General features: G+C 71.8%; 29 protein-coding genes. 21 read left to right on the forward strand and 8 right to left on the reverse strand.

The genetic code is table 11. The features are described from left to right. Positions 1-33 precede the first annotated feature (33 nt). Positions 34-726: an aquaporin gene (locus tag VKT83_12835; protein ID HLY23343.1), complete on the forward strand. Its 693-nt coding sequence runs from the start codon at positions 34-36 to the stop codon at positions 724-726. On the opposite strand, the gene VKT83_12840 is transcribed toward VKT83_12835, so the two are convergent. From VKT83_12840 to VKT83_12860, 5 genes are all read right to left on the reverse strand, one after another. Continuing rightward, positions 699-2,201, reverse strand: a complete 1,503-nt coding sequence (locus tag VKT83_12840; protein ID HLY23344.1) for a leucyl aminopeptidase — start codon at positions 2,199-2,201, stop codon at positions 699-701. The two genes, VKT83_12835 and VKT83_12840, sit on opposite strands and share 28 nt — an antisense overlap. 66 nt (positions 2,202-2,267) lie before the next feature. Further along, the gene (locus VKT83_12845; GenBank protein HLY23345.1) at positions 2,268-3,269 is read right to left on the reverse strand and encodes a divergent polysaccharide deacetylase family protein; all 1,002 of its coding nucleotides are present in this window, start codon (positions 3,267-3,269) and stop codon (positions 2,268-2,270) included. Further along, a complete protein-coding gene (locus VKT83_12850) occupies positions 3,269-4,990 on the reverse strand; it encodes an N-acetylmuramoyl-L-alanine amidase family protein (GenBank protein HLY23346.1) in 1,722 nt (573 codons plus the stop codon). The genes VKT83_12845 and VKT83_12850 overlap by 1 nt, the downstream gene beginning before the upstream one ends. Positions 4,991-5,121: 131 nt before the next feature. Further along, entirely contained in the window at positions 5,122-6,003 is an 882-nt protein-coding gene (locus VKT83_12855; GenBank protein HLY23347.1) for a hypothetical protein, read from the reverse strand. A gap of 17 nt (positions 6,004-6,020) precedes the next feature. Then, entirely contained in the window at positions 6,021-6,911 is an 891-nt protein-coding gene (locus VKT83_12860; protein HLY23348.1) for a hypothetical protein, read from the reverse strand. A 57-nt stretch (positions 6,912-6,968) separates the two neighbouring features. Here VKT83_12860 and VKT83_12865 point away from each other — a divergent pair, with 57 nt between their 5' ends. Genes VKT83_12865 through speD form a run of 3 tightly spaced genes read left to right on the forward strand, consistent with a single transcriptional unit; the run spans position 6,969 to position 8,876 of the window. Continuing rightward, entirely contained in the window at positions 6,969-7,901 is a 933-nt protein-coding gene (locus tag VKT83_12865; GenBank protein HLY23349.1) for an acyl-CoA thioesterase, read from the forward strand. Continuing rightward, positions 7,891-8,349, forward strand: coding sequence for a small multi-drug export protein (locus VKT83_12870; GenBank protein HLY23350.1), 459 nt, complete (start codon positions 7,891-7,893; stop codon positions 8,347-8,349). The genes VKT83_12865 and VKT83_12870 overlap by 11 nt, the downstream gene beginning before the upstream one ends. A gap of 50 nt (positions 8,350-8,399) precedes the next feature. Then, positions 8,400-8,876 (forward strand): adenosylmethionine decarboxylase, encoded by a 477-nt coding sequence (speD, locus tag VKT83_12875; protein HLY23351.1) that lies wholly within the window; start codon positions 8,400-8,402, stop codon positions 8,874-8,876. On the opposite strand, the gene VKT83_12880 is transcribed toward speD, so the two are convergent. Continuing rightward, complete coding sequence (locus VKT83_12880) at positions 8,877-9,152, reverse strand: YggT family protein (protein HLY23352.1); 276 nt, start codon at positions 9,150-9,152, stop codon at positions 8,877-8,879. It lies immediately after the preceding gene. A gap of 2 nt (positions 9,153-9,154) precedes the next feature. On the opposite strand from VKT83_12880, the gene VKT83_12885 reads away from it, so the two are divergent. From VKT83_12885 to VKT83_12945, 13 genes are all read left to right on the forward strand, one after another. Then, positions 9,155-10,399: an alanine--tRNA ligase-related protein gene (locus VKT83_12885; GenBank protein ID HLY23353.1), complete on the forward strand. Its 1,245-nt coding sequence runs from the start codon at positions 9,155-9,157 to the stop codon at positions 10,397-10,399. Continuing rightward, positions 10,392-11,186 (forward strand): DNA-formamidopyrimidine glycosylase family protein, encoded by a 795-nt coding sequence (locus tag VKT83_12890; GenBank protein ID HLY23354.1) that lies wholly within the window; start codon positions 10,392-10,394, stop codon positions 11,184-11,186. The genes VKT83_12885 and VKT83_12890 overlap by 8 nt, the downstream gene beginning before the upstream one ends. Before the next feature lies 1 nt (position 11,187). Then, the gene (locus VKT83_12895) at positions 11,188-12,393 is read left to right on the forward strand and encodes an ArgE/DapE family deacylase (GenBank protein HLY23355.1); all 1,206 of its coding nucleotides are present in this window, start codon (positions 11,188-11,190) and stop codon (positions 12,391-12,393) included. After that, entirely contained in the window at positions 12,368-13,165 is a 798-nt protein-coding gene (locus tag VKT83_12900; protein ID HLY23356.1) for an SAM-dependent chlorinase/fluorinase, read from the forward strand. Before VKT83_12895 ends, VKT83_12900 begins: the two co-directional genes overlap by 26 nt. 92 nt (positions 13,166-13,257) lie before the next feature. After that, complete coding sequence (locus VKT83_12905) at positions 13,258-14,616, forward strand: S41 family peptidase (GenBank protein ID HLY23357.1); 1,359 nt, start codon at positions 13,258-13,260, stop codon at positions 14,614-14,616. 171 nt (positions 14,617-14,787) lie between these two features. Next, positions 14,788-15,369, forward strand: coding sequence for a LemA family protein (locus VKT83_12910; protein HLY23358.1), 582 nt, complete (start codon positions 14,788-14,790; stop codon positions 15,367-15,369). A 125-nt stretch (positions 15,370-15,494) separates the two neighbouring features. Beyond that, positions 15,495-16,319, forward strand: a complete 825-nt coding sequence (locus VKT83_12915; protein ID HLY23359.1) for a TPM domain-containing protein — start codon at positions 15,495-15,497, stop codon at positions 16,317-16,319. Between the two features lies 1 nt (position 16,320). Next, on the forward strand, positions 16,321-16,716 hold the full coding sequence (locus tag VKT83_12920) for a TPM domain-containing protein (protein ID HLY23360.1): 396 nt from the start codon (positions 16,321-16,323) through the stop codon (positions 16,714-16,716). Positions 16,717-16,769: 53 nt separating this feature from the next. Further along, a complete protein-coding gene (locus VKT83_12925; GenBank protein HLY23361.1) occupies positions 16,770-17,327 on the forward strand; it encodes a LemA family protein in 558 nt (185 codons plus the stop codon). Between the two features lie 79 nt (positions 17,328-17,406). Then, positions 17,407-18,282 carry an iron uptake transporter permease EfeU gene (gene efeU, locus VKT83_12930; protein HLY23362.1) on the forward strand — a complete coding sequence of 292 codons (876 nt, stop codon included), beginning with the start codon at positions 17,407-17,409 and terminating at the stop codon, positions 18,280-18,282. After that, positions 18,279-18,734: a DUF4149 domain-containing protein gene (locus tag VKT83_12935; protein HLY23363.1), complete on the forward strand. Its 456-nt coding sequence runs from the start codon at positions 18,279-18,281 to the stop codon at positions 18,732-18,734. The genes efeU and VKT83_12935 overlap by 4 nt, the downstream gene beginning before the upstream one ends. A 92-nt stretch (positions 18,735-18,826) precedes the next feature. Then, positions 18,827-19,582, forward strand: coding sequence for a lipoyl(octanoyl) transferase LipB (gene lipB / locus VKT83_12940; GenBank protein ID HLY23364.1), 756 nt, complete (start codon positions 18,827-18,829; stop codon positions 19,580-19,582). Between the two features lie 11 nt (positions 19,583-19,593). Then, positions 19,594-20,550, forward strand: coding sequence for a M14 family metallopeptidase (locus VKT83_12945; GenBank protein ID HLY23365.1), 957 nt, complete (start codon positions 19,594-19,596; stop codon positions 20,548-20,550). Positions 20,551-20,554: 4 nt separating this feature from the next. Here VKT83_12945 and VKT83_12950 read toward each other — a convergent pair whose 3' ends face one another. Continuing rightward, a complete protein-coding gene (locus VKT83_12950) occupies positions 20,555-21,151 on the reverse strand; it encodes a class I SAM-dependent methyltransferase (protein HLY23366.1) in 597 nt (198 codons plus the stop codon). A 99-nt stretch (positions 21,152-21,250) separates the two neighbouring features. Then, positions 21,251-21,673, reverse strand: a complete 423-nt coding sequence (locus VKT83_12955; protein ID HLY23367.1) for a hypothetical protein — start codon at positions 21,671-21,673, stop codon at positions 21,251-21,253. Positions 21,674-21,950: 277 nt separating this feature from the next. On the opposite strand from VKT83_12955, the gene VKT83_12960 reads away from it, so the two are divergent. The 4 genes from VKT83_12960 to VKT83_12975 all read left to right on the forward strand — a co-directional run bounded on the left by VKT83_12960 (position 21,951) and on the right by VKT83_12975 (position 25,549). Next, positions 21,951-23,126 (forward strand): peptidoglycan DD-metalloendopeptidase family protein, encoded by a 1,176-nt coding sequence (locus VKT83_12960; GenBank protein HLY23368.1) that lies wholly within the window; start codon positions 21,951-21,953, stop codon positions 23,124-23,126. 310 nt (positions 23,127-23,436) lie between these two features. Beyond that, positions 23,437-23,709 (forward strand): ubiquitin-like small modifier protein 1, encoded by a 273-nt coding sequence (locus VKT83_12965; protein HLY23369.1) that lies wholly within the window; start codon positions 23,437-23,439, stop codon positions 23,707-23,709. Positions 23,710-23,713: 4 nt separating this feature from the next. Further along, positions 23,714-24,580 carry a hypothetical protein gene (locus tag VKT83_12970; GenBank protein ID HLY23370.1) on the forward strand — a complete coding sequence of 289 codons (867 nt, stop codon included), beginning with the start codon at positions 23,714-23,716 and terminating at the stop codon, positions 24,578-24,580. 3 nt (positions 24,581-24,583) lie between these two features. After that, on the forward strand, positions 24,584-25,549 hold the full coding sequence (locus VKT83_12975) for a pyridoxal-phosphate dependent enzyme (GenBank protein HLY23371.1): 966 nt from the start codon (positions 24,584-24,586) through the stop codon (positions 25,547-25,549).

The raw sequence follows: 25,549 nt of genomic DNA on the forward strand, positions 1-25,549 counted from the left end.
AGACAAGACGCCGCGAAAGGTCGGGGGGTGGGTATGGCAGAGGCACAGCCGGCGTGGAAGCCGTTGCTCGCCGAAGTGATCGGGACGTTTACGTTGATCTTTGCGGGAGCGGGCGCCATCATCGCCAATCAAATCACCCACGGCGGCGTCGGCGTGCTGGGCATCGCGCTGGCCCACGGGCTCGCGATCGGCGTCATGGTCTCGGCGCTCGGCGCTATTTCGGGCGGGCATTTCAATCCGGCGGTGACCTGCGGCTTTCTCGTCGCCGGACGAATCCCGGCGGCCAAAGCGATCGCGTACGTGATCGCGCAGCTTGCCGGGGCCACGCTCGGGGGCCTGGCGCTGTGGGCGGCGTATCCACACGGCCCGGTCGTCGCCGTGAGTCTCGGCACGCCATTGCTCGCGCCCGACGTGCCCACGACGGCCGGCATCCTGTTCGAGGCGATCGGCACGTTCTTCCTGGTGACGGTGGTCTTCGGCACGGCCGTGCACCCCGCGGCGCCGCGCATCGGCGGCCTCGCGATCGGCCTCACAATTACCATGGACATCCTCGCGTTCGGGGCGCTGACCGGCGCGGCGGTGAATCCGGCGCGCGCGTTTGGGCCGGCGCTCGTGTCCGGCGTGTGGACCAATCAGCTGGTCTACTGGATCGGCCCGTTGATCGGCGGCGCCCTGGCCGGCGGCCTGTTCGGCGGCGCTTACTTGCCGGGGCCGGCTTCCAAGTAGCGCAGCAGCGTTCGGACGCCATACCCGGTCCCGCCGAGCGGCATGTACGGCGGTCCCTTGCGGTCCTCCGCGAACGCGGGACCGGCGATGTCGAGGTGCGCCCAGGGTGTCGTCCCGACGAACGCACCGATAAAGGCGGCGCCGCGCTCCGCGCCGGCTGCGCGCCCCCCGGAGTTCTTGAGGTCGGCGATGTCGCTGCGCATCGCCTCCGCGAACTCGTCGTACATCGGCAGCTGCCACAATTGCTCGCCGGAAGCCTTCGCCGCGGTCAGCAGGCGGTCGGCCAGCGGCTGATCGTTGGTCATCAGCCCTGCGGTGTAGTCGCCGAGGGCGATCACGCAGGCGCCGGTGAGGGTCGCGAGGTCGATGATTTCGGCGGCGCCTTCGCGCACGGCAAAGGCCACCGCGTCGCCGAGCACGAGGCGGCCTTCGGCGTCGGTGTTGTTGATCTCCACCGTCTTGCCGCCGAGGGCGCGGACCACGTCGCCGGGACGCGTGGCGCGCCCGCTGATCATGTTCTCGGTCGCCGCCACGATGCCGAGCACCCGCACCGGCGCCGCGAGGTCTTTCAGCGCGCCCATGGCGCCCAACACGGCGGCGGCGCCCGCCATGTCGCCCTTCATCGTCATCATCCCGTTGGCCGTCTTGATCGAGTACCCGCCGGTGTCGAACGTGATGCCTTTGCCGACCAGCGCGACGGTTCGTGAGGCGTCCGCGGCTGCGCCCGCCGGGCGATAGTCCAGCACGATGAACTTCGGCGGCTGCTCGCTGCCGGCCGCGACCGCGGCGAACAGGCCCATCCCCATCTTCCGTGCGCCGTCGAGGTCGATCACGCGGCAGTCCAGCCCGTCGCGCGCGGCGATCTCGCGCGCGAGGTCCGCGAGCGCGGTTGGCGTGACGACGTTGGCGGGCTCGTTGACGAGGTCGCGGGCGCGGCCCGTGGCGGCCACGGCGAGGTCGGCCTGGCGAAGCGCGCGGGTCAGGGCGCCGCGGTCTCCGCGCGCGAGCACGACGGTTTCGTCGAGCGCGGGATCGTCGGCGGTGCGGTACCGGTCGAACCGGTAGGCGGCGAGGCCGGCCCCTTCCGCGGCGGCGCGGACGTGCTCCGCCGGGGCGCCGCCCGGTCCGCCCGCGCCGCCGTCGAGGGCCGCCGTGATCGCGATCCGCTTGGCCTGCACGCCGCCGGCCTGCCGGGCGGCCACGGCCGCGAAGCGGCGCACGGCTTCCGCGTCTCCGCCGCGGCCGGTCCCCACGAGGAGCACGCGCCGGAACGGCGCGTCGAGCGCGTGGAGGAGCAGCGTGCGGCCGCGCTTCCCCGTGAAACCGTCCGCGCGGGCCGCGTCCGTCAACCGTCCGCCGAGCTGCTTGTCAACCGCCGCCGCGTCCCCGGCGAGCGTGCCGGGTTCAGGCACCGCCAGCGCGAGGAGATCGCAGGCGGTGGCGGCAGGAAGTGTGTCGGCGAGCGTGACGCGCATGTTGACCTCCGGGGGGGGGCGTTCAAGTGCCTGTCTTTCACACGCTGCCTATTGTAACAGACAGGTTCAGCGCACGAGGGCCGACACCGGAACGAACCGGATGCCGGCCTCGTCGAATTCCGGCAGCATCTCCCGCAGCACGCGCGCCGTCACCTTGCCGACGTGGCCGATCGCGATCGCCTGTCCGCGGGTCTGCGCGATGCGGATGAGCGCATGGAACTGGGCGCGGACGTAGGTGTCGTCGTCCTGGTTGTCGAGAAAGACGGCCCGCACCGCCGTCGGCACGCCCATCGTGCGCGCGGTGTCCGCGGCGACGGACCGCGGCGAGGTCAGGCTGTCGACGAAGAACAGCCGGCGTGCCTTGACAACGCCGAGGATCGCCCGCATCACGCGCGGATCGGCGGTCCCGCGCGAGCCCATGTGGTTGTTCGTGCCGGCGGCGCCGGGCACCGTGGCAAAGTCCGACGCCACGGTCCGTGCGATCGCGTCGTCGGTCATGTCCACCGTGATGCCGCCGGGCCCCAGGTCGAGCGCGGCGTTGTCCGGCTGGACGGGGAGATGAAGGATCACCTGGACCCCCCGGCCCGCCGCCTCCTCGGCGATCGGCGTCGAGTACGGCAGGCCCGGCAGCACCGAAATCGTCACCGGACGGGGAAGCGCCATCACCTCGCGCGCGGCGCGCAGGCTGTAGCCCGCGTCGTCGAAGATGACGGCGACCCGGGGATGAGCGGATGGCTCCGGTGATGCCGCCGGTCCGGGAGCGACGGCGGGACTCTGGGAGCCTTCGGGGTTTTCGCGCGGCGGCTGCGGCGCGGCGGCGCGGGGCGCGGGCGCCGGGGCGGCCGGCCGCGCGGGACGGGGACGCGCCGCAACCGGCGGCGCCGCGTGAGACGCGCGGGGCGGGGCGGGCGGAGCGGGCGGCGCCGGACGGACGTGCCAGCCGGCCAGCAGGCCGAGCACGATGCCGGCGCCGGCCAGCATCCCCAGCGCGAACGCCGGGATGCCGCGCCGGGACCGGCCGTTGGTTCCGCCGCGTGTTCTGCCGCCGCGCGCGCTTTTAGGGGCCATCAGGGTTGCTCCGCGGCGGGGGCCGCCGCATACCGCTGCAGCCCTTTCAGAATGCCCTGCGCGAACGCCTGCTGTCCCGCCGGAACGCGCAGCAGCTGTTCCTCGCGGGGGTTGGTCACGAACGCCGTCTCCACGAGCACGGCCGGAATATGCGGGTTGCCGACCAGCACCGCGAATCGGGCCACCGCGATGCCGCGCGAGCCTACGCCCGCGGCTCGGCCGATCTCGTCCGCGATGGCCGAGGCGAGCGGTGCGCTCTGCGGCGTGAGGTAGAAGGCCTGCGTGCCGTTGGCGTTCGCGTCGACCGCGGCGTTGGCGTGGATGCTGACAAAGAGGGTCGCGCCCCCGCGCGCCGCGATGCGCGCGCGATCTTCCAACGGGACGAAGACGTCCGCGTCCCGCACCATGACCACATCGATCCGCTGCCGGACGAGCAGGGTGCGAAGGTCCTGGGCGATCGCGAGCGCCACGTCCTTCTCCAGCACGCCGGAGGGGCCGATCGCGCCCGGATCGCTGCCGCCGTGGCCGGCGTCGATCGCCACGACCAGCCGGCCGTGGCCGCCGGCCGCCGGCGGCTGCGCGGCGCCGCCGAGATCGATTACGAGCTGCGACGGATCGGCGCCGGGATGCACGGCGTAGGGCGCGGGCCGGCTCAGCTCGACGACGATCCGGACGATGTTGGGATCTTTGTGGAACTGCGCCGCTCGGACCTGGACGACGAGGCCGTCGTTGACGTCGAGGGCCTTCTTGACCGGGACAAAGACCGCGTCCGCGACGTCGAGGACGATGCGGTCCGGGCCGCGGAGCACGTGCTCCGCGGCCCGGATGGGCTGCGTCGCCGTGATGACGACCCGGCCGCCGCCGTCCGCGGGCTCGTACGCGACATCGAGCAGTTTGCGTCCGGACGGCCCCGCCGGGATCGGCCCCGGGGCGGCGCCGCCGCCGAGGGCGATCACGACGTGCCGGTCCGCCGGCGCGGAGAGGAGGCGGTAACGCACCGGCCCGGTCAGGTCGAAGACGACGCGCGCGCCGCCCGCCGCCTGGCCCATGCGGATCGTTTGCAGCGGCCCTTCATGGACGTCGGTCAGCGGCTGCGGCGTCCGGGCCACCGCGCCGGGGACGTCGACGACCAGCCGCTCGGGCGTGTGGAGCGTTGTGATGCGGGGATGCAGCGGCGCGGTGGCCTCGAGCGTCACTTCCAGGCCGGCGTCCGTCGCGCGCCACGAAACCGCCGTGATCTGGCCGTTGACGAACAGCGTGCGCTGCCCGGCGTCGTAGATCGTCACGTCGCCCAACGTATCGAAGACCCACTGCGCCGGCACGAGCACGCGGCCGAGAACCGTCACGAGCGGTACCGGAACGGGGCGGCGTTCCCCGTTGACGGTGGCGTACGGATCGTTCGTCCGCAACTCCATCTCGTCGCCGGCCGGACTCTGGAGCGTCAGGACGCGCGCGCGGCCGTCCCACGTCGCGTGGATGCCGAGCGGTTCGAAGAGTCCCGGGAGGGGCGCCATGACGACGCCGTCCTGCACGATCGCGTCCCCCGCGGACGCGAGGTCTTCGCCGTTGGCGATGATCCGCAGTGGGACGGGCTGCGCCGGCGTGGGAGACACGCCGGCGCCGAGCACGGCAAGAGACAGGAGGACGGAGACGAGAAGGCCGCGCCGCCGGCTGTGATGTTCGATGATCTGCCCCCGATGATGCGGCGTCGAATGCTGCAACGAGTACGGCGTCAAAACGCGTCTGGCGCGGAAACGTCCGGACGGCCGGACGAACCCGCGGTGCTAGTACGCCGGACGTCCCATAACTCCTCCACCGCACGCGGGGACCGCCGGGCGGCCGCCGCCTGTGCTCAGCGCCAGACCTCGGCGATCGGCGCCTCGCGCGCGGCCCTCCCAAGCGCGGGAAGGTTCCAGTTGTCGCTCATCGTGCGGCAGAATCCGTAGTGGCTGTGCCGGATCGCGGACGCGGCTCCCCGCCGGACGCCCCGTCCCCAGAACCCGGCGAACACGCGGTTGTCCCCGTTGAAGTCGTCTTCGTCGTAGCAGAAAAAGAGGGCGGGGTACCGGCCGTCCGCGTCCGGCGTCGTGAACCACGGCGAGGCGGCCAGCGTGTCGAGCAGCGCGTTGAGATTGGCGTCGGCCCGCTGCGGGTGGCCGTTGTGCATTTCGTTGTCGTCGTCCCATCCGGCGTAAACCAGGCAGCGGTCCGGCAGGCCCGCCGGACCGCCGCCCAGATCGGCGCGCAGCGCGTCGAGGCCCATCCCGGTGCGGGCGATCGGAGCGTGGAGGTCGACGAGCGGGTTGTGCTTGCGCGCGATTGTCCCGGCCAGATGGTAGACGTACGCGGGAATCGGCGGCGCGGCGGCGGCGCCGGCGCTCGCGACCGTGGGGTGGAACGTGTCGATGACCTCGGCCGTGCCCCACACCTCGCCCGAGGCCATGGCGCGATAGTTGGGGCCTGACGGGTGCGACACCGCGAAGTAGCGGTCGAGCACGGCGCCTTCCCGGGCCAGCCGCCGATGCGAGGCGAGGCCGGACACTTCGGCGAACCTGCGATTCTCAAACACGGCCCACACGAGGCTGCTCCACCATCGGGAGGTCGCGGCCGCCCACGCGGGGCGAGACCGCGCGGCCGTGCCGGCGGCGGCGGCCGCCAGCACGGCCCGCAGCAGCGTGCGCCGCGGCAGGCGCCTCGGGCCTGTGCTCCGGCAGGGGAGAGGATCCGCGGCCATGTGTCTTACAGCGTTCCCTAGGCGGTGATGGTTTCGACGAAGGCCGCGAGCCGGCGCGGGGCCGGCAGCGGTCCCGCGACGAACACGAGCCACGTCTCGACGAGGCGCGCGGCCGTCTCGACCGGCAGCGCCGCTCGGGGCACGCCGGGCACGTCCTCCCACGGCGGGCCGTCGAGGCGGAGCCCAATCTGGTCCACGTAGTCCATCGCGGCGTCCGCTTCCGTTCGGATGGCGGCGCCGCCATCGAGCGCGAGTCCCGTGCTGTCCTCGTAGACGTCGACGAGCACCTTGGTGAGGGCGGCGAGGCTCGCGAGCGCCCGGAGTGTACCCCACTGATCCTGGATGCTGGCGCCGGCCTCCCAGAGTGCCGCGGGCGCCGCACCGTTCGACGCGACGACGCCGGCGGACGCCGGGACCGGAGGCAGCTGCTCGCCGGCCGCGATCGTGCCGACCCACCGGTCGAGCAGAGAGGCGCACCGGACGGCGGCGTGGAGCAGGCCGGGCGCGCCCTCCCGCAGCGTGGCGCCGCAGACCCCCGACGCCGCGGTGATCACCTTGGGCGCGAGATCGCGGGGCGCGAGCCGCGGCACCTGCACGTCCTGGGCGACGAACCACTCCACCATCAGGGTGATGTCTTCCGGTGAGGTGTAGCGATTCGGACGCTCGAGAAGCCGCCGCTGCAGCGAGCGCTTCCACCGCGGGCCGATCGTCTGCAGCGTCTCGACGGCGATCCGCACCGGCGCGAAGACGCAGACGATCCATGCCACCAGGACGAGAAAGAGGTCGCGGCCGCCGTCCGCGGCGAGCGTCACGGCGGCGCCGGCCAGACAGACCCACAGCCAAGCGCGGCCAAACGCGCGGCGCGCGTCGGCCCGTTCGAGGCGGCTCAGCGCATAGCGAAGCGTCATCGGCGCTCCTATGGTACCATACAGCCTGTGCCGACCATCACGGAGACGCGCTTCCAGATGGTGCAACTCGTCTTTCCGGAACACGCGAACCCCCACGGCACGCTCTACGGCGGACGCATGATGTCCTGGATCGCCACGGCCGGTACGCTGGCCGCGTCGCGGTTCGCCCACGGCCTCGTCGTTCTCGGCGCGATGGACGATCTGGATTTCCTGACGCCCGTGCACGTCGGTGAGATCGTGACGATCGACGCCCAGGTGGAGTTTGTCGGGCGGTCCTCCATGGAGGTCGGCGTGGTCGTGCAGTCCGAGGCGCCCGGACGGTCGGCCCCGAGGCGGACGACGTCGTCGCACCTGGCCTTCATCGCGCTCGACGACCGCGAGCGGCCGCGGCCGGTCGGACTGACGGTCACGCCCGGATCGAGCGCCGAAGCGGCCGTCTATAAGGCGGCCGCCGCGCGCAAGGCCGCGCGGCTCGCCCGGATGCAAACGCAGGGCGCCGATTCTCTCCCGCTGGGTCCGGCGCCGCCGCCGACGCACATCGCCCACCTGGTGACGCCCGACGACGCGTTCAGCGGGACGCTTATGTTCGCCGGCAAGGTCTTGACGCTGCTCGACGAAGCGGCCGCGATCACGGCCGTCCGGTATGCGCGCGGTCCGGTCGTGACGGCGTCGCTCGACACGGTGTACTTCTACCATCCCCTCCGCGTCGGCCAGATCGCCGACGTCGTCGCGGCGGTGACGTTTGTGTCGAGAACGTCCGCCGAGATCGGCGTGCGGGTGGACGGCGAGCAGGTCGGCGGGGGCCGCCACTACACCTGCACCGCGTTCCTCACGATGGTCCACGTCGACGATGCGGACCGGCCGGCGCCGATGCCGCCGCTGCCCGCGCCGGACGGCGACGCGCGGCGCGTGCGGCTCGCCGGGGCGATGCGGACACGCGCGCGGAAAGAGCGGGTGGCGGCGCTGCGTGCCGCATCCGATGCTCATTAGGTTCGTCCACGTGATGGTGCTCTCGCTCGTTCCCTGGGTCGAGCTGCGCCTGGCGATTCCGTACGGCATCACCAAAGGGTTGCCGCCCGCGGCCGCCTTTGGCGCCGCGGTGCTGGCCAGTTGGGCGGTGATCCTGCCGGCGTTCCTTGGGCTGGATCTGTTCTACGAGCGGTTTCTCTCGCGGTCCGCGCTGGTGCGGCGGTTCATCCAGGAAGTCCGGCACCGCGGACGAAAATACGTGGAACGGTGGGGCGTCGTCGGCGTGGGGATCTACGTGAGCCTGCCGCTGCCCGGACCCGGTGTGTACTCGGGCGCCGTACTCGCGTGGACCTTCGGGCTGCCGAGGCGCCAGGCGATCGCCGCGCTGGCGCTGGGGGTGCTGGTCAGCGCGTTTCTCGTGACGCTGATCAGCACGGGCCTGATCGCGGTCATCAGACGGTTCGTGTGAGCACGCGCGGGGGGACGCGCGCGCGCATCGCTGCCCTGGAGGGATGACCGGTGGACACGGTCGGGCACCACTACATTGTCGAGGGCTCGGGCTGCAACCGCGACGTGATCAGTCGCGTGGAGCAGGTCGAGCAGGTCCTGGTCCGGGCCGCGGAGGTGGCCGACGTCCAGATTTGGGCGATCTCGTTCCACCGCTTCCGGCCCATGGGGGTCAGCGGGGTCGTCGTGATCTCAGAGTCGCACCTCTCGGTGCACACGTGGCCGGAGGTCGGCTACGTGGCCCTGGACATCTTCACCTGCGGCGACCGGGCCAAGCCCGAGGCCGCCGTTCAACACGCGCTCAAAGCGTTCGGCGCGACCAACATGCACATCACCGAGGTGACCCGCGGTCTCGAAGAGGGCGACAAGGTCTTTTTCCACAGCATGATCACGTGGGAAGAAAACCTGCCGGAGAATTTGATGAACCACCGGCCCCGGCGCCGCCGGCCCGTGCGGCGCCGGCGCGCCAAGGTCATGTCGACGTCCTGATCAGCCGCCGCCGAAGGCGGCGACCACGATGTTGATCAGCAGGTAACGCGCCACCTGGATCAGCAGCAGCGCGGCGATCGGCGTCACATCGATCCCGCCGAGCGGCGGGACGAGACGGCGGATCGGCAGCAGCACCGGGTCTGTGACGCGGACGATGGCACGGATCACCGGATGCCCGTAGTCGACCGACGGAACCCATGTCAGCAGGGCGCGCACGATGATGAGCAGTGCGAGCAGCTGCGCCACATCCGAAATGAGGGTGACGAGGAACAACACGCATGTATTCTAGCACAGGTCGGGAATCGCCGGTCCCGCCGGGCACCGCGGCGACGGAGCGCCTATACTACACCGATGCCTACCGGCGGACGTTTCTCGCCGGCGTTCTCGCGGTCGTGCCGGCCGCCGGGGGCCGCACCGGCGTCGTCCTCGACCGGACCGTCTTCTATCCGACCTCCGGCGGCCAGCCCCACGACACCGGCACGCTCGACGGGATTCCTGTCGTCGACGTGGTCGACGCCGATGAGCACGTGATCCACGTGCTCGAAGCCGGCAGCTCGCCGCCCGGCATCGGGGTGGAGGTCGAAGCCGAGATCGACTGGGACCGGCGGTTCGATCACATGCAGCAGCACACCGCGCAGCATCTCGTGTCCGCCGCCTTTCTCCAGCAGCTTCGCGCCGAGACCGTCGCGGTGCACCTCGGCGACTCGTCGACGATCGACTTCGAGCGCGCTGCCCTATCCCCCGAGGAGGCGCTCGCCGTCGAGGACGCCGTCGCCGAGGCCGTCTACGACAACCGTCCCGTCGGCGTGCGGTTCGTCGACGCCGGCGAAGCGGAGCGGATGGGCCTCAGGCGGCCGGCAAAGCGCGCGGGTCCGCTTCGGGTCGTGGAAATCGAGGGCCTCGACCGGTCCGCCTGCGGAGGCACGCACGTCCGGACCACCGGAGAGCTCGGCCCCGTGCTGCTGCGGCGGTGGGAGCGCGCGAAGGGGCACCTGAGGGTCGAGTTTCTGGCCGGCTGGCGCGCCCTTCGCGACTATCGCTGGAAGCACGCGCTCGTCGCGGAGTGGAGCGGCCGCCTGACCGTTGGGGATCGTGAGCTGCCGGAGGCGCTCGGGCGGCTCACCGCGCGCGTCGAGGACCGCGAACGCGCCCTGGCCGCCTCGCTCCGGCGCCTCCTGGCGTATGAAGCGGCGGAACGTCTCGCCGCGCTCCCGGCGGGAGAAGGTCCAAAGGTGCTCCGGCTCGAGTTCCCGCAGCGCGATCAGAACGAGGTTCGCCTGCTGCTGCGAGAATTGACGTCGCGCGAGCCGTGCGTGGCGCTCGCCGGGGTGGTGGAGACAGGCCGGTTGTATTTTGTCCGGTCGGCGGGCGTGGCGGCCGACATGGCCGCGGTCCTGACGGGGGCGGCGCGGTCCGTCGGCGGACGCGGCGGCGGTACCCCGGAGGCGGCTCAGGGAACGGTGCCGCCCGCGGAGGTAGCCCGCGCGCTCGACTTGGCCGTCGAGCAGGTATGCCGTGCCTGAGCTGCCGGAGGTCGAAGCGGCGCGGCGATCGCTCCTCCGGACGGTCGCCGGCAAGACGATCGCCCGGGTGATCGTCCGGCGCCCGACGGTGCTCCGCACGCATTCCGGCCCGGGCTTCGCCCGCGCCCTGCGGGGGCGCACGATCCGAGGCATCACGAGGCAGGGCAAGGCACTGCGCTTCTCCGTCGATCCGTGGGTGCTCGTCTTCCACTATATGCTGTGGGGCGTTGTGCGCTTCCAGCGGGACGGGGCCGCGCCCGGCCCGGGGACCGGCGTGTTGTTCGGGTTCGCCGGCGGCGCGACGCTCGAATTTCGCGAGCTTCAACTGAGCACGTTTCATCTCCTCAAGACCACGCGGGCGGCCGAGGCGGCGGAGCCCGGCCTCGATCCGCTCGGGCGAGGGCTCACCGTCGAGACGTTCCTCGCCGCGCTCGGGGGGCGCGGCAGCCTGAAGGACGCACTCTGCAACCAGGCGCGGATCGCGGGCATCGGCAACCTGTGGGCGCACGAGATCCTGTTTCGGGCGCGCCTTCGTCCCGACCGGACCGTCCAATCGCTCTCGCCTTCGGAGGCGCGGCGTCTCTACCGGACCATCCGGCGAACACTGCGCGCCGCGATCGCCGCGGGCGGCGAACCCGGGTTTCACGACGCGCTCGGCCGCGAAGGGCGCGCGCGCCTCGCGGTGTACGGCCGGGCGGGCGAACGCTGCCGTGGCTGCGGCGGCACCGTGCGCGACGGGCGCTTCCACGGACGGCCGACGTTCTTCTGCCCGCGCTGCCAGCGATAGCATGGGCCGGCCGGCGCACCCGCGCGTCCGTCCCGAGGCTGTGATCGGCCTGCTCGAGCGCCTCGTCGCCGTTCCGTCCGTCAATCCCGTGTTGGTCCCGGGAGGCGCCGGCGAAGCCGAGATCGCGGGCGTGCTGGCCGGCGCGTGCCGTTCGCTCGATCTCGATGTGGCCGTCGAGGACGCGCTGCCCGGCCGCCCCAACGTCGTCGCGGTGCTGCGCGGCCGCGACCGGCGCCGCGGCCGCTCGCTTCTGCTGAACGGCCACACCGACACGGTCGGCGCGGCGGGGATGGACGGGCCGTTTTCGCCTGAGCGCCGGGGCGAGCGCCTCTATGGCCGCGGGGCATACGACATGAAGGCGAGCCTCGCCGCGATGGTCGGCGCCGTCGCCGCGCTGCGCGACGCGCACGTGGCCCCGCTCGGCGACGTGATCCTGACGTTTGTGGTCGATGAAGAGTACCTGAGCGCCGGCACGGAGGCGGTGGCGCGCCGTTACCGCGCCGACGCGGCGATCGTGACCGAGCCCACCGCCATGCGCACCTGTCTCGCGCATAAGGGGTTTGTGTGGGCGCGGATCCGCACGGAGGGACGCGCGGCGCACGGCAGCGATCCGGCAGCCGGCGTCGACGCCATCGCGCACATGGGGCGGGTGTTGGCCGCGATCGACCGGCTCGATCGGGAGGTGCTGCCGCGTTCCCGGCACCCGTTGGTCGGCCGCCCCTCCGTCCACGCGTCGCTGATCGAGGGCGGCGAGGGGCTCAGCACGTATCCGCCGGCCTGCACGCTGGACGTGGAGCGCCGGACGCTGCCGGGCGAGACCGTGGACGACGTCCGGCGTGAACTGACCGTGATCGCCGACGGGCTGCGCGCGGCGGACCCCGCGTTTCGGGCGGCGGTCGAGATCACGGGCAGCCGGCCGGGGCTCGAGGTGAACCCGGACGCGCCGATCGTCCGGGCGCTCGACGGCGCGGCCCGGCAGGTCACGGGGCAGAGCCCGCCTCAGATCGGCGTCGCGTACTGGTGCGATGCCGCCATTCTCGCCCAGCACGAGATGCCGACGGTGGTCTTCGGCCCGTCCGGCGACGGCGCGCACGCGGCGGTCGAGTACGTCGATCTGCCGTCCGTGACCGCCTGCGCCCAGATCTTCGCGGAGACGATCCTGGCGTTCTGCGGAGCGGACGATGCGCCTGCTGACGTTTCTCTCTGACTTCGGCCTCGACTCGCCGTACCCGGCGGCGATGAAAGCCGTGGCGTCCGCGATCTGCGACGCCCGGTTCCTCGACATCTCGCACGCGGTGCCGCGCCACGCCGTCCGCACCGGCGCGTATCTGCTGTGGTCCGTGGCTCCGGTCTGCCCCGCCGGCACCGTGCACTGCGCCGTGGTGGATCCGGGCGTCGGCACGGCGCGGGCCCCGCTGGCCGTGGCTGCCGGAGGGCAGATATTCGTCGGACCCGACAACGGGCTGCTGCTGCCGGCCGCGAGACGACTGGGGGCCCCGGAGGTGTACCGGCTGACGAATCCCGCCTACTGGCACCATCCCGTTTCCGGGACCTTTCACGGACGCGACATCTTCGCTCCGGCCGCGGCCCATCTCGCCGCGGGCGCAGCAGTTGAGGCCGTGGGTGAGGCGGCGCCCGAGTACGTCGACTTGACGATCGAGGAAGGCGGGTGGGACGGCTCGAGCCTGCGCGGCGCCGTGCTGTGGGTCGACCCATTCGGCAATCTCGTCACGACAATTCCCGGCAGCCTGCTTGCCCGGCTGGCGGAGAGCCGGAACGCCGTGGTCGAGGTCGGGTCCAAGGGGCTTCGCGCCGGGGTCGGACGCACGTTCGGGGACGCCGCGCCCGGCGGGGCGGTAATTGTGAAGGGCAGCGACGGCCTCGTGGAGGTCGCGCTCAATCGCGGCCGTGCAGCGGACGCCCTGGCCGCCGCGCCGGGCGATCCGGTGCGGGTTCGGGCCGCGGATATCGGTTCTTGACACTATACATTCAGCGGGGAGTCCGTGATACTATAGCGAACACTTTGGGGGCACTTCGCGCAACTCTCGTGCTCCTGGGGGGAGAGGACCTGATGTCCTTGCGCGTTCGAATCACCTCGGTCGCACTCGCCGCCGTTCTCGTCGCCGTGCTCGCGGCGCCCGTTATGCCCCACGCCGATGCGGCATCCGCCCCGTTCGTGCTCTCGGCCTTCAAGACGCTGCAGAAAAACTACGTCGACCAGCTCGTCGCGGCCCCCCTGCTCAACGCGGCGCTGACCGCCGCGGAAAAGAAGGCGGGCGCGGAGGCGGGCGCGTTGATCCCGGACACCGCGACGGAGGAGCTGGCTTCGTCCCTCTTCACCCAGCGGTTCGCCGCGATCACGGCGGGCGTGGCCGGACGGGTCACCGAGACGGATCTGGCCTACGCCGCGGTCGAGGGAATGCTCCAGAGCCTTCATGATTCGCACACGGGGTTTGTCCCGCCGTCGCTGTATCAGGAGATCAAGCGCCGGGAGGCCGGACAGGCCGCGTTCACCGGGGTGGGCATCGTCCTCCTCCACCGTGACGGACAGTACTACATCAACGAGATCTATCCCGGCGGTCCCGCCGAGCAGGCGGGGATCCACGTGTTCGACCGGATCGTGGCGGTGGACGGCCATGCCACCAACGGACTGGCGGACGACGAAGTGTCGAAGATGATCCGCGGCGCGGCCGGCAGCCGCGTGACGCTGACGGTCCTCCGCGCCGGGGTGACGGATCCCGTCGAGGTGCCGATCGTGCGCGGACCGATCCACGTGCCGACGGTCACCGACCGCATGCTGCCCGGGCAGATCGGATACGTGCGCCTCTTCGAGTTCGTGCCCGGCGTGGGCAACAGCATCCGGAACGCGATGCAGGATTTGCGCGCCGGCGGGATGCGGGCGCTGGTGCTGGATCTCCGCGGCAATCCCGGCGGGTTGGTGAGCGAGCTGCGCGAGGTCTCGTCGGCGATCCTGCCGGAGGGCTCGGCAGTTCTTCAGATGCGTACCCGCACCGGCCGCAGCATCGTGATGCAGACGCCAAACCAGCCCATCGTGCCGGCCAGCGTGCCGATCGTAGTGCTGGTGGACGAGGGCACAGCGTCCGCGGCGGAACTGCTCTCGGCCGCGATCCAGGAAGCGGGCCGCGGCGTGGTCGAGGGGACGAAGACCGCGGGCGCGGTGGAGATCGGCATTACGATCGATCTGCCGGAAGGCGCCGGAATGAGCGTGACCGTCGCCCGCGTGTTCACGGGCAAGGGGATGCGGCTGGAAGGGCAGGGCGTCACGCCGGATACCCCGGAGTCGCTGACCTCGCAGGCGATGGACGAGGGTCACGACAACCAGCTCGATCGCGCGGTCGAGATCCTCAACATGCAGCTCGGCATCAAGCCGACGAACGGGTGTGTCATGCCGGCCGCACGGGCGGCCTGATACCGGAATCGGAATCGCCGGCGGCCGCGCGCGGCCGCCGGAGCGCCATCGAACGGCCTCTCCGCCGGGGGGGCCGTTCACGCTTTCGTCGCCACGGCTTGATCCCGCTCGTATACTGAGGATGGCCCGCGCACGGCGGTTGCGAGCGCGCGGGTATTGGGGGGACGTGTCATGCGTGCCGCGCTGATCGCGGTGCTCGTGGTGGTGGTGATCGGCTTCGTTTCGGTCTCGTCCGTCGCGGGCGCCTACAATCATCTCGTGCAGCTGCGCCAGCAGGTGGACGCGGCGCAGGCCGACGTCGAGACGCAGCTGCAGCGCCGCTTCGATCTCATTCCGAACCTCGTCGAGTCGACGCGCGCCGTGCTCGCCCAGGAGCGTACCGTGTTCGAAGCGCTGGCGCGCGCGCGGACGCAGTACGCGGGCACCCAGCCCGGCACGCCGCAGCGGATCGACGCGGCCAACAACCTCCAGAGCGCGCTGGCCCGCCTGCTCGTGATCGTCGAGAACTACCCCACCCTCCGCAGCAACGAGACGGTGCAGTCGCTGATGCGGGAGCTCGCCGGGACGGAAAACCAGCTCGCCTACGCACGCCGCCAGTACAACGCGGCCGTGCAGGCGTACGACACCGCTCTGCAGACCTTCCCGACGACGCTCATCGCCGCGAGCTTCGGCTTCCAGCCGCGCCCGTACTTCCAGGCTCAGCCCGGCGCCCAACAGGCCCCGCGCGTGAACCTCGGGGTCCCCACGCCCTGACCGCGCGCACGCGGCGGCGCATCTCGCCGCGGACCTGGGCCGCCGCGCTGCTCGCGGGCGCCAGCGTCGCGGCGGCCGCGGGACTCGCGTCCGCCGTCCCCGGGGGGACGCCGGCAGGAGGCCGCTTGGCGTTTCCGCCCCCGCAGGGCTACGTCTCCGACTTCGCCCGCGTGCTCGATCCGGGCGCGCGCGCCTCGCTCGAAGCGCGCCTCGCCGCGTACGACCGCGCGACGGGCAATCAGATCGCGATCGCGGTGTTTCCGGATCTCGGCGGCGTCCCGATCAACGATTTCGCCGTTCGTCTCGAGGAGGCGTGGAAGGTCGGCCGGCGGGGTCGCGACAACGGCATTTTGCTGCTGGTCGCGCTCAAAGAGCGCGCGATCCGGATCGAGGTCGGCTACGGTCTGGAGGGCAAGGTGACCGACGCCGATGCCGGCCGTATCATTCGGGACGACCTCGCGCCCGCGTTTCAGGCCGGACGCTACGCCGACGGCCTTGCCGCCGGGGTCGACGCGCTCGTCAATCTGATCGGCGCGCCGGCCGGGGCCGGTGCCGCGGCTCCGGGCGCATCCGCCACCCCGCCGTCCGGCGGGGGCGCGCGCGCTCCGTCCGGCGGCGGGGGAGGTGGCGGCCTCCCCGTTCTGCTCTTCCTCGTGTTCGTCGCGCTGACGACCTTCGCGGCCCGGCGCGGAGCGCGGCGCTGTCCCCGCTGCGGCGCGACCCTCCGGTTGACGTCGCAGAGCGGCACGGCCGGGGTCGGCGCGGTGGAGGCGTGGACCTGCCCCAAATGCGGTTACAAGGACAAGCGGCTCGTCCAGCGGCCCGCGATGATGCCGGTGCCGTACTTGGTCGGCGGCGGATGGGGCAGCGGCGGGTTTGGCGGCGGGGGCGGGTTCGGCGGGTTCGGCGGCGGCGCGTCGGGCGGCGGCGGCGCGTCGGGCGGATGGTAGCGTGATCGGCGGCATGCACCGGCTGCTCGACGCGCGCGACAAGGCCCGCCTGCGGCGCCTTACCGAGGCGATCGAGCTCGAGACCGGCGCGGAGATCGCGGCGCTCGTGGTGCGTCGCGCGAACGACGTCCCCGCTCTCGCGCGCGCCTACTTCGATCACGTCGGCATCGGCAAGCACGGCCACGACAACGGCGTGCTCGTGCTCGTGGCGATGGACAACCGCGCGATCCACGTCGAGATCGGCCGCGGCCTCGGGACCGTGGTTCGCCCCGAAGACGCGCAGCGCGTCATCGACTTCGTCATCGCGCCGCAGTTTCGTCACGGACGGTTTGGGGAAGGACTGGTCCGCGGCGTGGAGGCGATCGGCCACCTGGTGCGCCGCGCCGAGACCCGGTGAGCGCCGCGACATCACGGCCGGGTGAACCGGCACGCCCGTCGGGACCGTGGGCGGTGGCGGCGCTGCTCGGCCTCGCCGTGGTGTTGGGGGTGACCGGGTGGTGGATCACCACGTACAACCGGCTCGTGCAGGCCCGTATGGCCGTCGACACGCAGTGGGCGCAGGTCGAGGCGCAATATCAGCGCCGCGTCGATCTCATTCCCTCGCTCGTGTCGGCGGCATCCGGCCAGCTGGCGCAAGAACGGCAGGTCTTTGGCGCGATCGCAGCGGCCCGGACGGCATATCTCGGCGCGCCGGCCGGCTCGGCTGAACGCGTCCGCGCGGCGACGGCGCTGGAAGCGCCCGTCGGCCGGTTGATCGGCATCGTCGAGGCGTCGCCCGATCTACGCGGCCGGGAGGCGGTGGCCGCGCTGATGGACGAGCTGGCGGGCACCGAAAACCGCATCGCCGTCGAGCGGCGGCGGTACAACGACCGCGTGCGCGTCTACAACACGCTCGTCCAGCAGATCCCCTCGGCGTTGGTCGCGTCGGCGGGAGGATTTCAGCCGCGGCCGTACTTCGAGGCCGCCGGGTCCGCGGCGGTCCCGCCAACCGTGAGACTGTCGCCGTAACCGTGGGGATTGACAGACCTTGGCGGTTGGGCTAGCCTAACCCGCGGGCGAGATTGTTGACTAGACCAGTGAACAATACATGATCAGCGCGTTCTTGATCACGCTCAGGGAAGGCTTGGAGATGTCCCTGATCGTGGGCATCCTGCTCGCGTATCTCGCCCGCACCGGGCACCGCCGCGAGTTTCCCGCCGTGTGGGCGGGCGTCGCCTTTGCCGCCCTGGTCAGTCTGGCCGCCGGCGGCATCATCTTTGCGACGGCGGGAGAGTTCACCGGACGCGGCGAGCAGTTGTTCGAAGCGACGGCGTTCTTCACGGCCGTCGCGGTGCTGACCTACATGATCTTCTGGATGCGGCGGGAGGCGGTAACGATACGCGCCTCGCTGCAGGCCAGAATGAGCGAGGCGCTGCAGGCGGGATCGCGCGCCGCGCTCGTCGTGCTCGCGTGGGTGTCCGTCGGACGCGAGGGCATCGAAACGGCGCTGTTCTTCTTTGCCACCGTGCGGGCGTCGTCGCCGTTCGCCGCGGGACTCGGCGGGACGCTCGGTCTCGGGACGGCGGTGCTGTTGGGATGGCTGCTCTACCGCGGCACATACCGGCTCGATCTCCGTATGTTCTTCAACATCACCAGCGCGCTGCTGCTGTTTGTCGGCGCGGGCCTGCTCACGCGCGGCATCGGCGAGCTGCACGAGGCCGGGCTCATTCCGGCGCTCGTCGAGCACGTGTGGAATTCGAACCGGCTCGTGAGTCAGACGTCGACGATGGGCAGCCTCCTCGAGGCGATGTTTGGCTACACAAGCACGCCGTCGCTCGCGCAGGTGATCGCCTACGCCGTCTACCTGGCCGCCGTTGGGTGGTCATACCTCCGCCCGGTGCGGATGCCGGCCGGCCCGCGGCCGTCCGGAAGGGCGGCGCGGCTGGTCGACCGCGCGGCGCAGCCGGGGCACCCCCGCGCATGACGGCCCCGGCCGCCGTCGTCCGCACGATCGCCGTGGCGCTTTGGGTCGGCGCCATGGCGGGGCTCGACTTCATCGACGCGCCGCTGCGCTTCGCGACGCCCGCGTTGACGCGCAACCAGGCGGTTGCGCTCGGGCAGGCGGTGTTCGCGCGGTTCAACCGGATCGAGCTGGCCTGCGGAATCGTCGCGCTGGCCGCGGCGGTCGGAGCCCGGTCGGCCCGCTGGACCGTCGCGGTCACGGCGGTGATGCTGGCGCTCGTCGCCGCGCAGACCTTCTACCTGACGCCCGAGATCACACGCCTCGCCGCCGGGTTGGACTTCGTCAATCGAACGCCCGGCGATCCGCGATACGCCGCGATCCGCTCGCTGCACGGCATCTACGCGGTGATGGAGCTCGTGATCTTCGCCGGCGGCATCGCCGTGCTGTCCGGCTGGTCGCTGCTCCGGCGCTGATCTCCGCCCACGCCCCGACCGCGCCGTCGGGTTCCGGGGGATCACCCCGCGCGCCCGTCGAACTTCGCCCTCGGGGAACCGGGAGGTTTGCGATGCGGACGGCGTGGTTCATTCCCTGCGGGCGCCTGGCGTACGGCGACGCGTGGGCGCTGCAGAAGTCGCTGCTCGCGGCGCGTCAGGCGGGCGCCGTGCCCGACGCGGTTCTCTTCGTGGAGCATCCGCCGGTGATTACGTTGGGGCGCGCCGCGCGCGCCTCGAACGTCCTGGCCGCGCCGGGGATGCTTGCCGCGCGCGGCATCGACCTCTTCCAGATCGAGCGGGGTGGGGACGTCACCTACCATGGCCCCGGCCAGCTCGTCGGGTATCCGATCGTGGATCTGCGCGCGTACGGCGAAGACATCGGGCGCTACGTGCGGACCCTCGAGGCGGCGCTGATCGACGCGTTGGGCACGTGGCGGATCACCGCGGAGCGTCTGCACGGGTTCCCGGGCGTCTGGGCCGGCGGTGCGAAGGTGGCGGCGATCGGCGTCTCGGTGAAGCGAAAGGTCACGATGCACGGCTTCGCGCTGAACGTCGACCCGGATCTGGCGGCGTTTGACCTTATCAACCCGTGCGGGCTCGGCCGGCCGGTGACCTCGATCGCCCGCCTGCTCGGCCGGCCGGTCGGTCTCGACGAGGCGGGTCCGGTGGTCGCACAGACGCTCGCCGAGGCGCTGGAGGTACGTTGGGAGCCGCGGACGGTCGAGGACGTTCGCGCCGACCTCGCGACGGCGGCCGTGGATGACGGCGCGGGCCGCGAGACGCGAATTGCCGTGCCGGCAGCCGTGAAATCACAGCCGGACGCGTGAGAGGAGCGCCGATGGGACAAGACGTCGTTTCAGTTGGGCCGCTGCACGCCGCGCCGGGCGCAAAGGTGACCGGGCTCGTGCCGGTTCCGGGCACGCCGATCGAAATGCCGGTGACCATCGTGAACGGAACCGCCGCCGGTCCGCGCCTGGCGATCACGGCGGGCGTTCACGGGGGGGAGTACCCGGGCATCGAGGCCGCGATCCGCACCGCGGCCGGCCTCGAGGCCCGGGACGTGCGCGGTACCGTCGTCATCGTGCACATCGTGGACGTGCCGGCGTTCGCGGCGCGCAGCATCTACGTCTGCCCGCTCGACGGCAAGAACCCCAACCGGGTGTTCCCGGGCAGGGCGGACGGCACGGCCAGCGAGCGGCTCGCCCACACGCTGTTTACCGAGGTCATCGCGCCGAGCGACGCGTACGTCGACCTCCACGGCGGCGACATCAACGAGGCGCTGGTGCCGTTTACGATCATCGTCGAGACGGGGAACGCCGACGTCGACGCGCGCGCCCGCGATCTCGCGCGCGTGTACGGCATCCGGTACGTCGTGCGCGGCCGCGTCGGCGGCGGCACTTACGCCGCCGCGGCGCAGCGCAACATCCCGGCGATTCTCACCGAGGCCGGCGGACAGGGGCTCCTGGACGAGCCGTCGCTGCAGACGCACCTGCGCGGCCTGCGCAACGTCCTGCGGCATCTGCGCCTGATCGACGGCGCGCCTGATCGGGTCGAGCCCGTGACGACGCTCGGGCGGCTCCATTGGGTGTCGTCGCAGCACACGGGCCTCTTTTACGTCGAGGTGGCGCCCGGCGATCGTGTGGAGAGCGGCCGGCGAATCGGTGAGTTTCGGGACTACTTCGGCCGCCGCCTCGCGGAGCTGCGGTCGCCTGCCGCCGGCATCGTGCTCTTCACGGTCACGACGCCGGCGACAAACCCCAACGATCCGCTGTTTGCGGTGGGCGAGCCTGAGTAGCCGGTCAGCGGCGCCGGCGTGTCCTCGCGGCCGCCGGCCGGCGGGCGACGATCCGGCCGAGCGCGAGCGTGCGGCGCCCCGCGCGGCACAGCCCGTCTTTCGTGTAGAGCACGTTCCATCCGCGCAGGACGCGACGGAGCTCCCCCGGCCGAAGCCGGTATTTCGGTCCCGCGGGACCGTCCGCTTCATCCGCGACGAGGTGCGTTTCGAAGATGAGGATGCCGCCGGGACGCACCGCGGCGCGCAGCGCGGGGAACAACCGCCGGTTGAGATAGAACGCGTTGACGACGACGTCGTACCGTCCGCGCGCGGGACGCCAGCGGTCCAGATCCGCGGCGATCCAGCGGATGCCGCGCAGTCCCTCCCGGCGCGCCCGTCGCGCCGCTTCCCGCAGTGCCGTCGGCGAGATGTCGACCGCGTCGACCTGATAACCGGCGCGTGCGAGGTGCAGCGCGTTGCGGCCGAGCCCGGTCGCGACGTCGAGCGCGCGCGGCGCGGGCGCCTTCGGCAGCCAGCGGCGAAGCAGGCCCGACGGCGGCCCGTCGTGAGGACGGCTGCCGGCGCGGTAGCGGGCGTCCCATTTCGTGCGATCGGCCTTCACGGCGACATGATACCTCGAGGGAGGAAAAGCCGGAGGCACGGACCGCACGGTCCGTGCCTCCGGGACTGGCCGCGTCGACCGCGCCGCGGACGGCGCAGGCTACATCGGTTCCTCGTCTTCGTCGCTCTCCGTTTCGGTCTCGTGATCTTCCGTGCCCCAGATCGGCCGCGCCGGCGCCGGATTGCTCGGGGAGGGGGCGATCGGCGGAAGCGCCGGGGTCAGCGTGCCGAGCGTGGTCTGTATGGACGCCGCCGGCGCCTTTGCCGCGGCCTTCCGCCTGGGCGCCGCCCGCCGTGCGGGCCGCCGCGCCGTCCGCTTCGCTTTGGTGGCGGTCCGCGCACGGGTTCCGGTTCGCTTCGCGCCCGTGCGGCGGCGGGTCGACCCCGCGCGCCGCTTCCGGGCCGGCCGCGCCGACGACCGGCTTCTCGCGGCGCCCGCGCGCTTGCGGCGCGACCGCGTGATAGCGCGGCCCTTGCGGGACGAAGTCTTGGCCCGCTTCTTCCGCCGGGTCTTACTCGCCATACGTGAACCTCCTTGTCGGCCTGATTGCGCGCGGTCCTTCGACGGTTCTGGAGCATTTCCTTTCCCGGGCGGGGCGGACCGCGCGCCGGAACGAGCGGCGCCGGCAGGTCTGACGCGGGGCCGCGGTGGGCAGATTGATGGACAGCGCGCCGGGGGGCGCGCGGGAGGAGTTTCATAGGCTGCGACGAAGAGTAGCCCCGCATTTTAGCGGGGCCGCATTCGCCCCTCGATACCGACTCGTCGCAGTTCGTCATCATAACACCGGCCGAGGCAGCGGATGCGGAGCCGTATCCGGGTCATCATAGGCTGTGTCGCGCTCGTCTCGACGCTGGTCGCGTGGAACACCTCCGCGTGGCCGTCCTCCGCGCCTACCCGTCAGGTCCGTACGTCCGCGCCGTCCCGCGTCTCCGCGCAGGCGCGGCTGCAGCAGGTCCAGCAGCGGCTCGCCGACCGCCAGCGTCAGCTGGCGAAGACGAGACACGATGAACACCGCGTGCTGGGCGAGCTGTCCCGGACCGAGGAGAAGCTCCACGTCGCGGAGACTCAGCTGCACAAGACGACCGCGGCCCTCGGCGGCACCCGGCAGGCGGTCGCGGACGCCAACGACGCGCTGCGCGTGGTGTCGCGCCGGCTGGCCGTTCATGAGCAGTTGATGGAGGAGCGCCTGCAAGCGTTCTACAAAGACGGCCCGCTCGGCTATCTCGACGTGCTGCTCGGCGCCACGGATTTCCGTGATTTTGTCGCGCGCTCCTATCTGGTCGGTCTGATCATCTCGCGGGATCTCCGGCTCTACGAGCAGGTGACGGAAGAGCGCGACCGCCGGGACGCCGTCGAGACGACGCTCAAGCAGCGCGAGGCCGATCTCGCGACGCAGCAGCGGCAGTGGACCGTGAGCCGCCAGGAGACGGCCGCCCTCGCGGAACAGCGCCGCCGCATGCTGTCGCAGCTCCGCGTCCAACGTGAGATGCAGGAAGCGGCGGTCCGCGAGCTGGAGGCCGAATCGTTCCGAATCGCCGACATGATCCGCCGCCAGCAGCGCGGTCTGCACCGCGGCGCGCGGCTCAGCCTGCTGGCGGGCTCGTTTGTCTGGCCGGCGTCGGGACCGATTACCTCCGGATTCGGCTGGCGCATCGATCCGTTCATCCACCGCCGCGCGCTGCACACCGGCATCGACATCGCCGTACCGTGGGGCACGCCGGTCGAAGCCGCGGACGGCGGCACCGTGCTGTATGTCGGCTGGATGACCGGATACGGCAACGTCGTGGTGCTGGATCACGGCAACGGCGTGTCCACCGTGTACGGGCATCTGTCGTCGTACGTCGTACACGCCGGCGAGGCCGTCACGCGCGGGCAGGTGATCGCCCGCGTCGGCGCCACGGGCTGGAGCACCGGGCCGCATCTGCATTTCGAGGTGCGCCAGGACGGCCAGCCGGTCGATCCGCTCGCCCCGTAAGACCCGTCCGCGGCCGCCGCGTGCTTGAACTCCCCATAGGCCCGTGCTAGACTCCTCCCTGACTCGGAATACGGCGCGGGACTGCGGCGTTCGCCAAAGTGACATGAGGAGCGGGACACCCTTCAGGGACGGCGGTATGACTCGGATGCTCCACTGCATCTGTACGAGCGGGAACCGCCTGGCGGCGGAGGTGCGCCGCCGGGGTTAAGCGCGGGCGTCCGAATTTTCGTATTGCGTGCACCATGACTCGGCCGCGGCGCCCGTCCCGCGGCCGTGATGTTTTTCGGAGAGTTGAGGAGGTGGCGCGACGATGGCGCAGGTATATCTGCCGACGCCGCTGCGCCGGCTGACGAACGGCCGGGCGCGCGTCCTCACGGCGGGCGGCACGGTCGAAGAGGCGCTCGCCGATTTGGAACGGGAATTTCCCGGGCTGCGGGAGCAGCTGCGCGACCCAAACGGCGAGGTGCGCAGCTTCATCAACGTGTTCGTCAACGGGACGGAGATCCGGCGGCTGCAGGGCGCGGCAACCCCGGTCCATGCGACCGACGAGATCTCGATCGTTCCCGCAATGGCCGGAGGCTAGCGCGGTGGAGCTCTCGCTGCGCCGCCGCCCGCCCGCGGCACCGCCTGCCGGTGCGGGGGCCATGCCGGCGCTGCGGGTCTGGGCGACGGACCGCCTGCTGCTGCACGAGGAGGCGGACGCCGCGCGGGTCCGGCGCCTCGAGGACGCGCTTCGGCGCGACGGCGTGCTGCGCAATCCGCCGATCGTCGCGCCCCTCGAGGACGGACGCGCCGTCGTGCTCGACGGCGCGAACCGCGTCACCGCGCTTCGCGCGCTCGGGCTGCCCCACGTGGTCGCGCAGCCGGTCGCCTACGACGATCCGCACGTCGGCCTCTTGGTTTGGCGGCACTATGCGGCGGAGGCTGCTCCGGGTGCGCTCCGCGCGGCCGTGTCGGCCGCGGGCTTTGGGATCACGGCGCCGGCCGGGGACGAGGCCGGCGCGGAGTCGCAAATCGCCGCGGGCGGCCTTGCCGCGATCGTCGATGCCCGGGGCGGGGTCGTGCTCCGGTGCGCCGGCGGGCCGGCGGCCAACGCCGACGCGCTGTGCCGGTTGACGGCGCTCTACCGGGACGGACGGCCGGTCCACCGCGTCGAGGCCGGCAGGCTCGATGACCTGCGCGGCGCTTACGGCCCTGGGGCGCTGGTGCTCTTCCGCCGCTTCGAGAAATCGGACATTCTCGATCTCAGCCTTGCCGGCGGGCGCCTGCCCGCCGGGATCACGCGGCACGTCATTCCGGGACGGGCGCTGCGCGTGAACACGCCGCTCGCCTGGCTGGCGGATGGGATCGACCTGGGCGTCAAGCAGGCCGCGCTGGACGCGCAGGTCCAGCAGCGATGGCAGGCGCACGGCGTGCGCTACTACGCCGAGCCCACGTTCTTGTTCGACGAGTAGGGGATGACGGCTCCGTCCCGCGCCACCCGCGGTCCGTCCCCGCGCCCGGCGCACCGGCCGGCGGGAACGTCTCTGCTCGACCAGATCGGCAACACCCCGCTGCTGCGGCTCGAGCGCGTGACGGCCTCGCTTCCGTCCGCGGTGGAAGTCTACGTGAAAGCGGAGTGGTTCAATCCCGGCGGGTCCGTCAAGGACCGGCCGGTTCTACGCATGCTCACCGACGCGGAGCGCGACGGGCGCCTCAGGTCGGGCGTCACCATTCTCGACTCTACCTCCGGCAACGCCGGGATCGCCTATGCAATGATCGGCGCCGTGAAGGGCTATCCCGTGGAGCTCGTGATGCCCGCGAGCGCGAGCGAGGAGCGCAAGCGGATCATCGCGGCCTACGGCGCGCGCATTGTTCTCTCCGATCCACTGGAGGGCAGCGACGGGGCGATCTTGCTCGCCCGGCAGGTCCACGCCGGCTCCCCGGACCGGTACTTCAAGCCGGACCAGTACAATAATCCGTCCAATCCGCTCGCCCACTACGACACGACGGCGGTCGAGATCCTCGAGCAGACGTCCGGCCGGGTGACGCACTTTGTCGCCGGTCTCGGTACAACCGGGACCGTGGTCGGCGCGGGCCGGCGGCTGCATGAAGCGGACCCGCGCATCCGGGTCGTGGCCGTGGAACCGGACGCGCCCCTCCACGGGCTCGAAGGGCTCAAGCACATCGCCTCGTCCATCGTGCCGGGAATCTACGATCCCGCGGTACACGACGATAAGGTAAGTGTCACGACCGAAGCCGGGTACGCGATGGCGCGGCGGCTTGCGCGGGAGGAAGGCATGCTGGTCGGCGAGTCCGCGGGCGCCGCCGTGGAGGCGGCGCTGCATGTCGCGGCGGATCTTCCTCGCGGGGTGATCGTGGTGATCGCCCCCGACGCGGGGGACCGCTACTTCAGTACGGCGCTGTGGCGCGGCCTGACCTGA

The organism is bacterium, from assembly GCA_035308905.1.
Lineage (GTDB): Bacteria > Sysuimicrobiota > Sysuimicrobiia > Sysuimicrobiales > Segetimicrobiaceae > DASSJF01.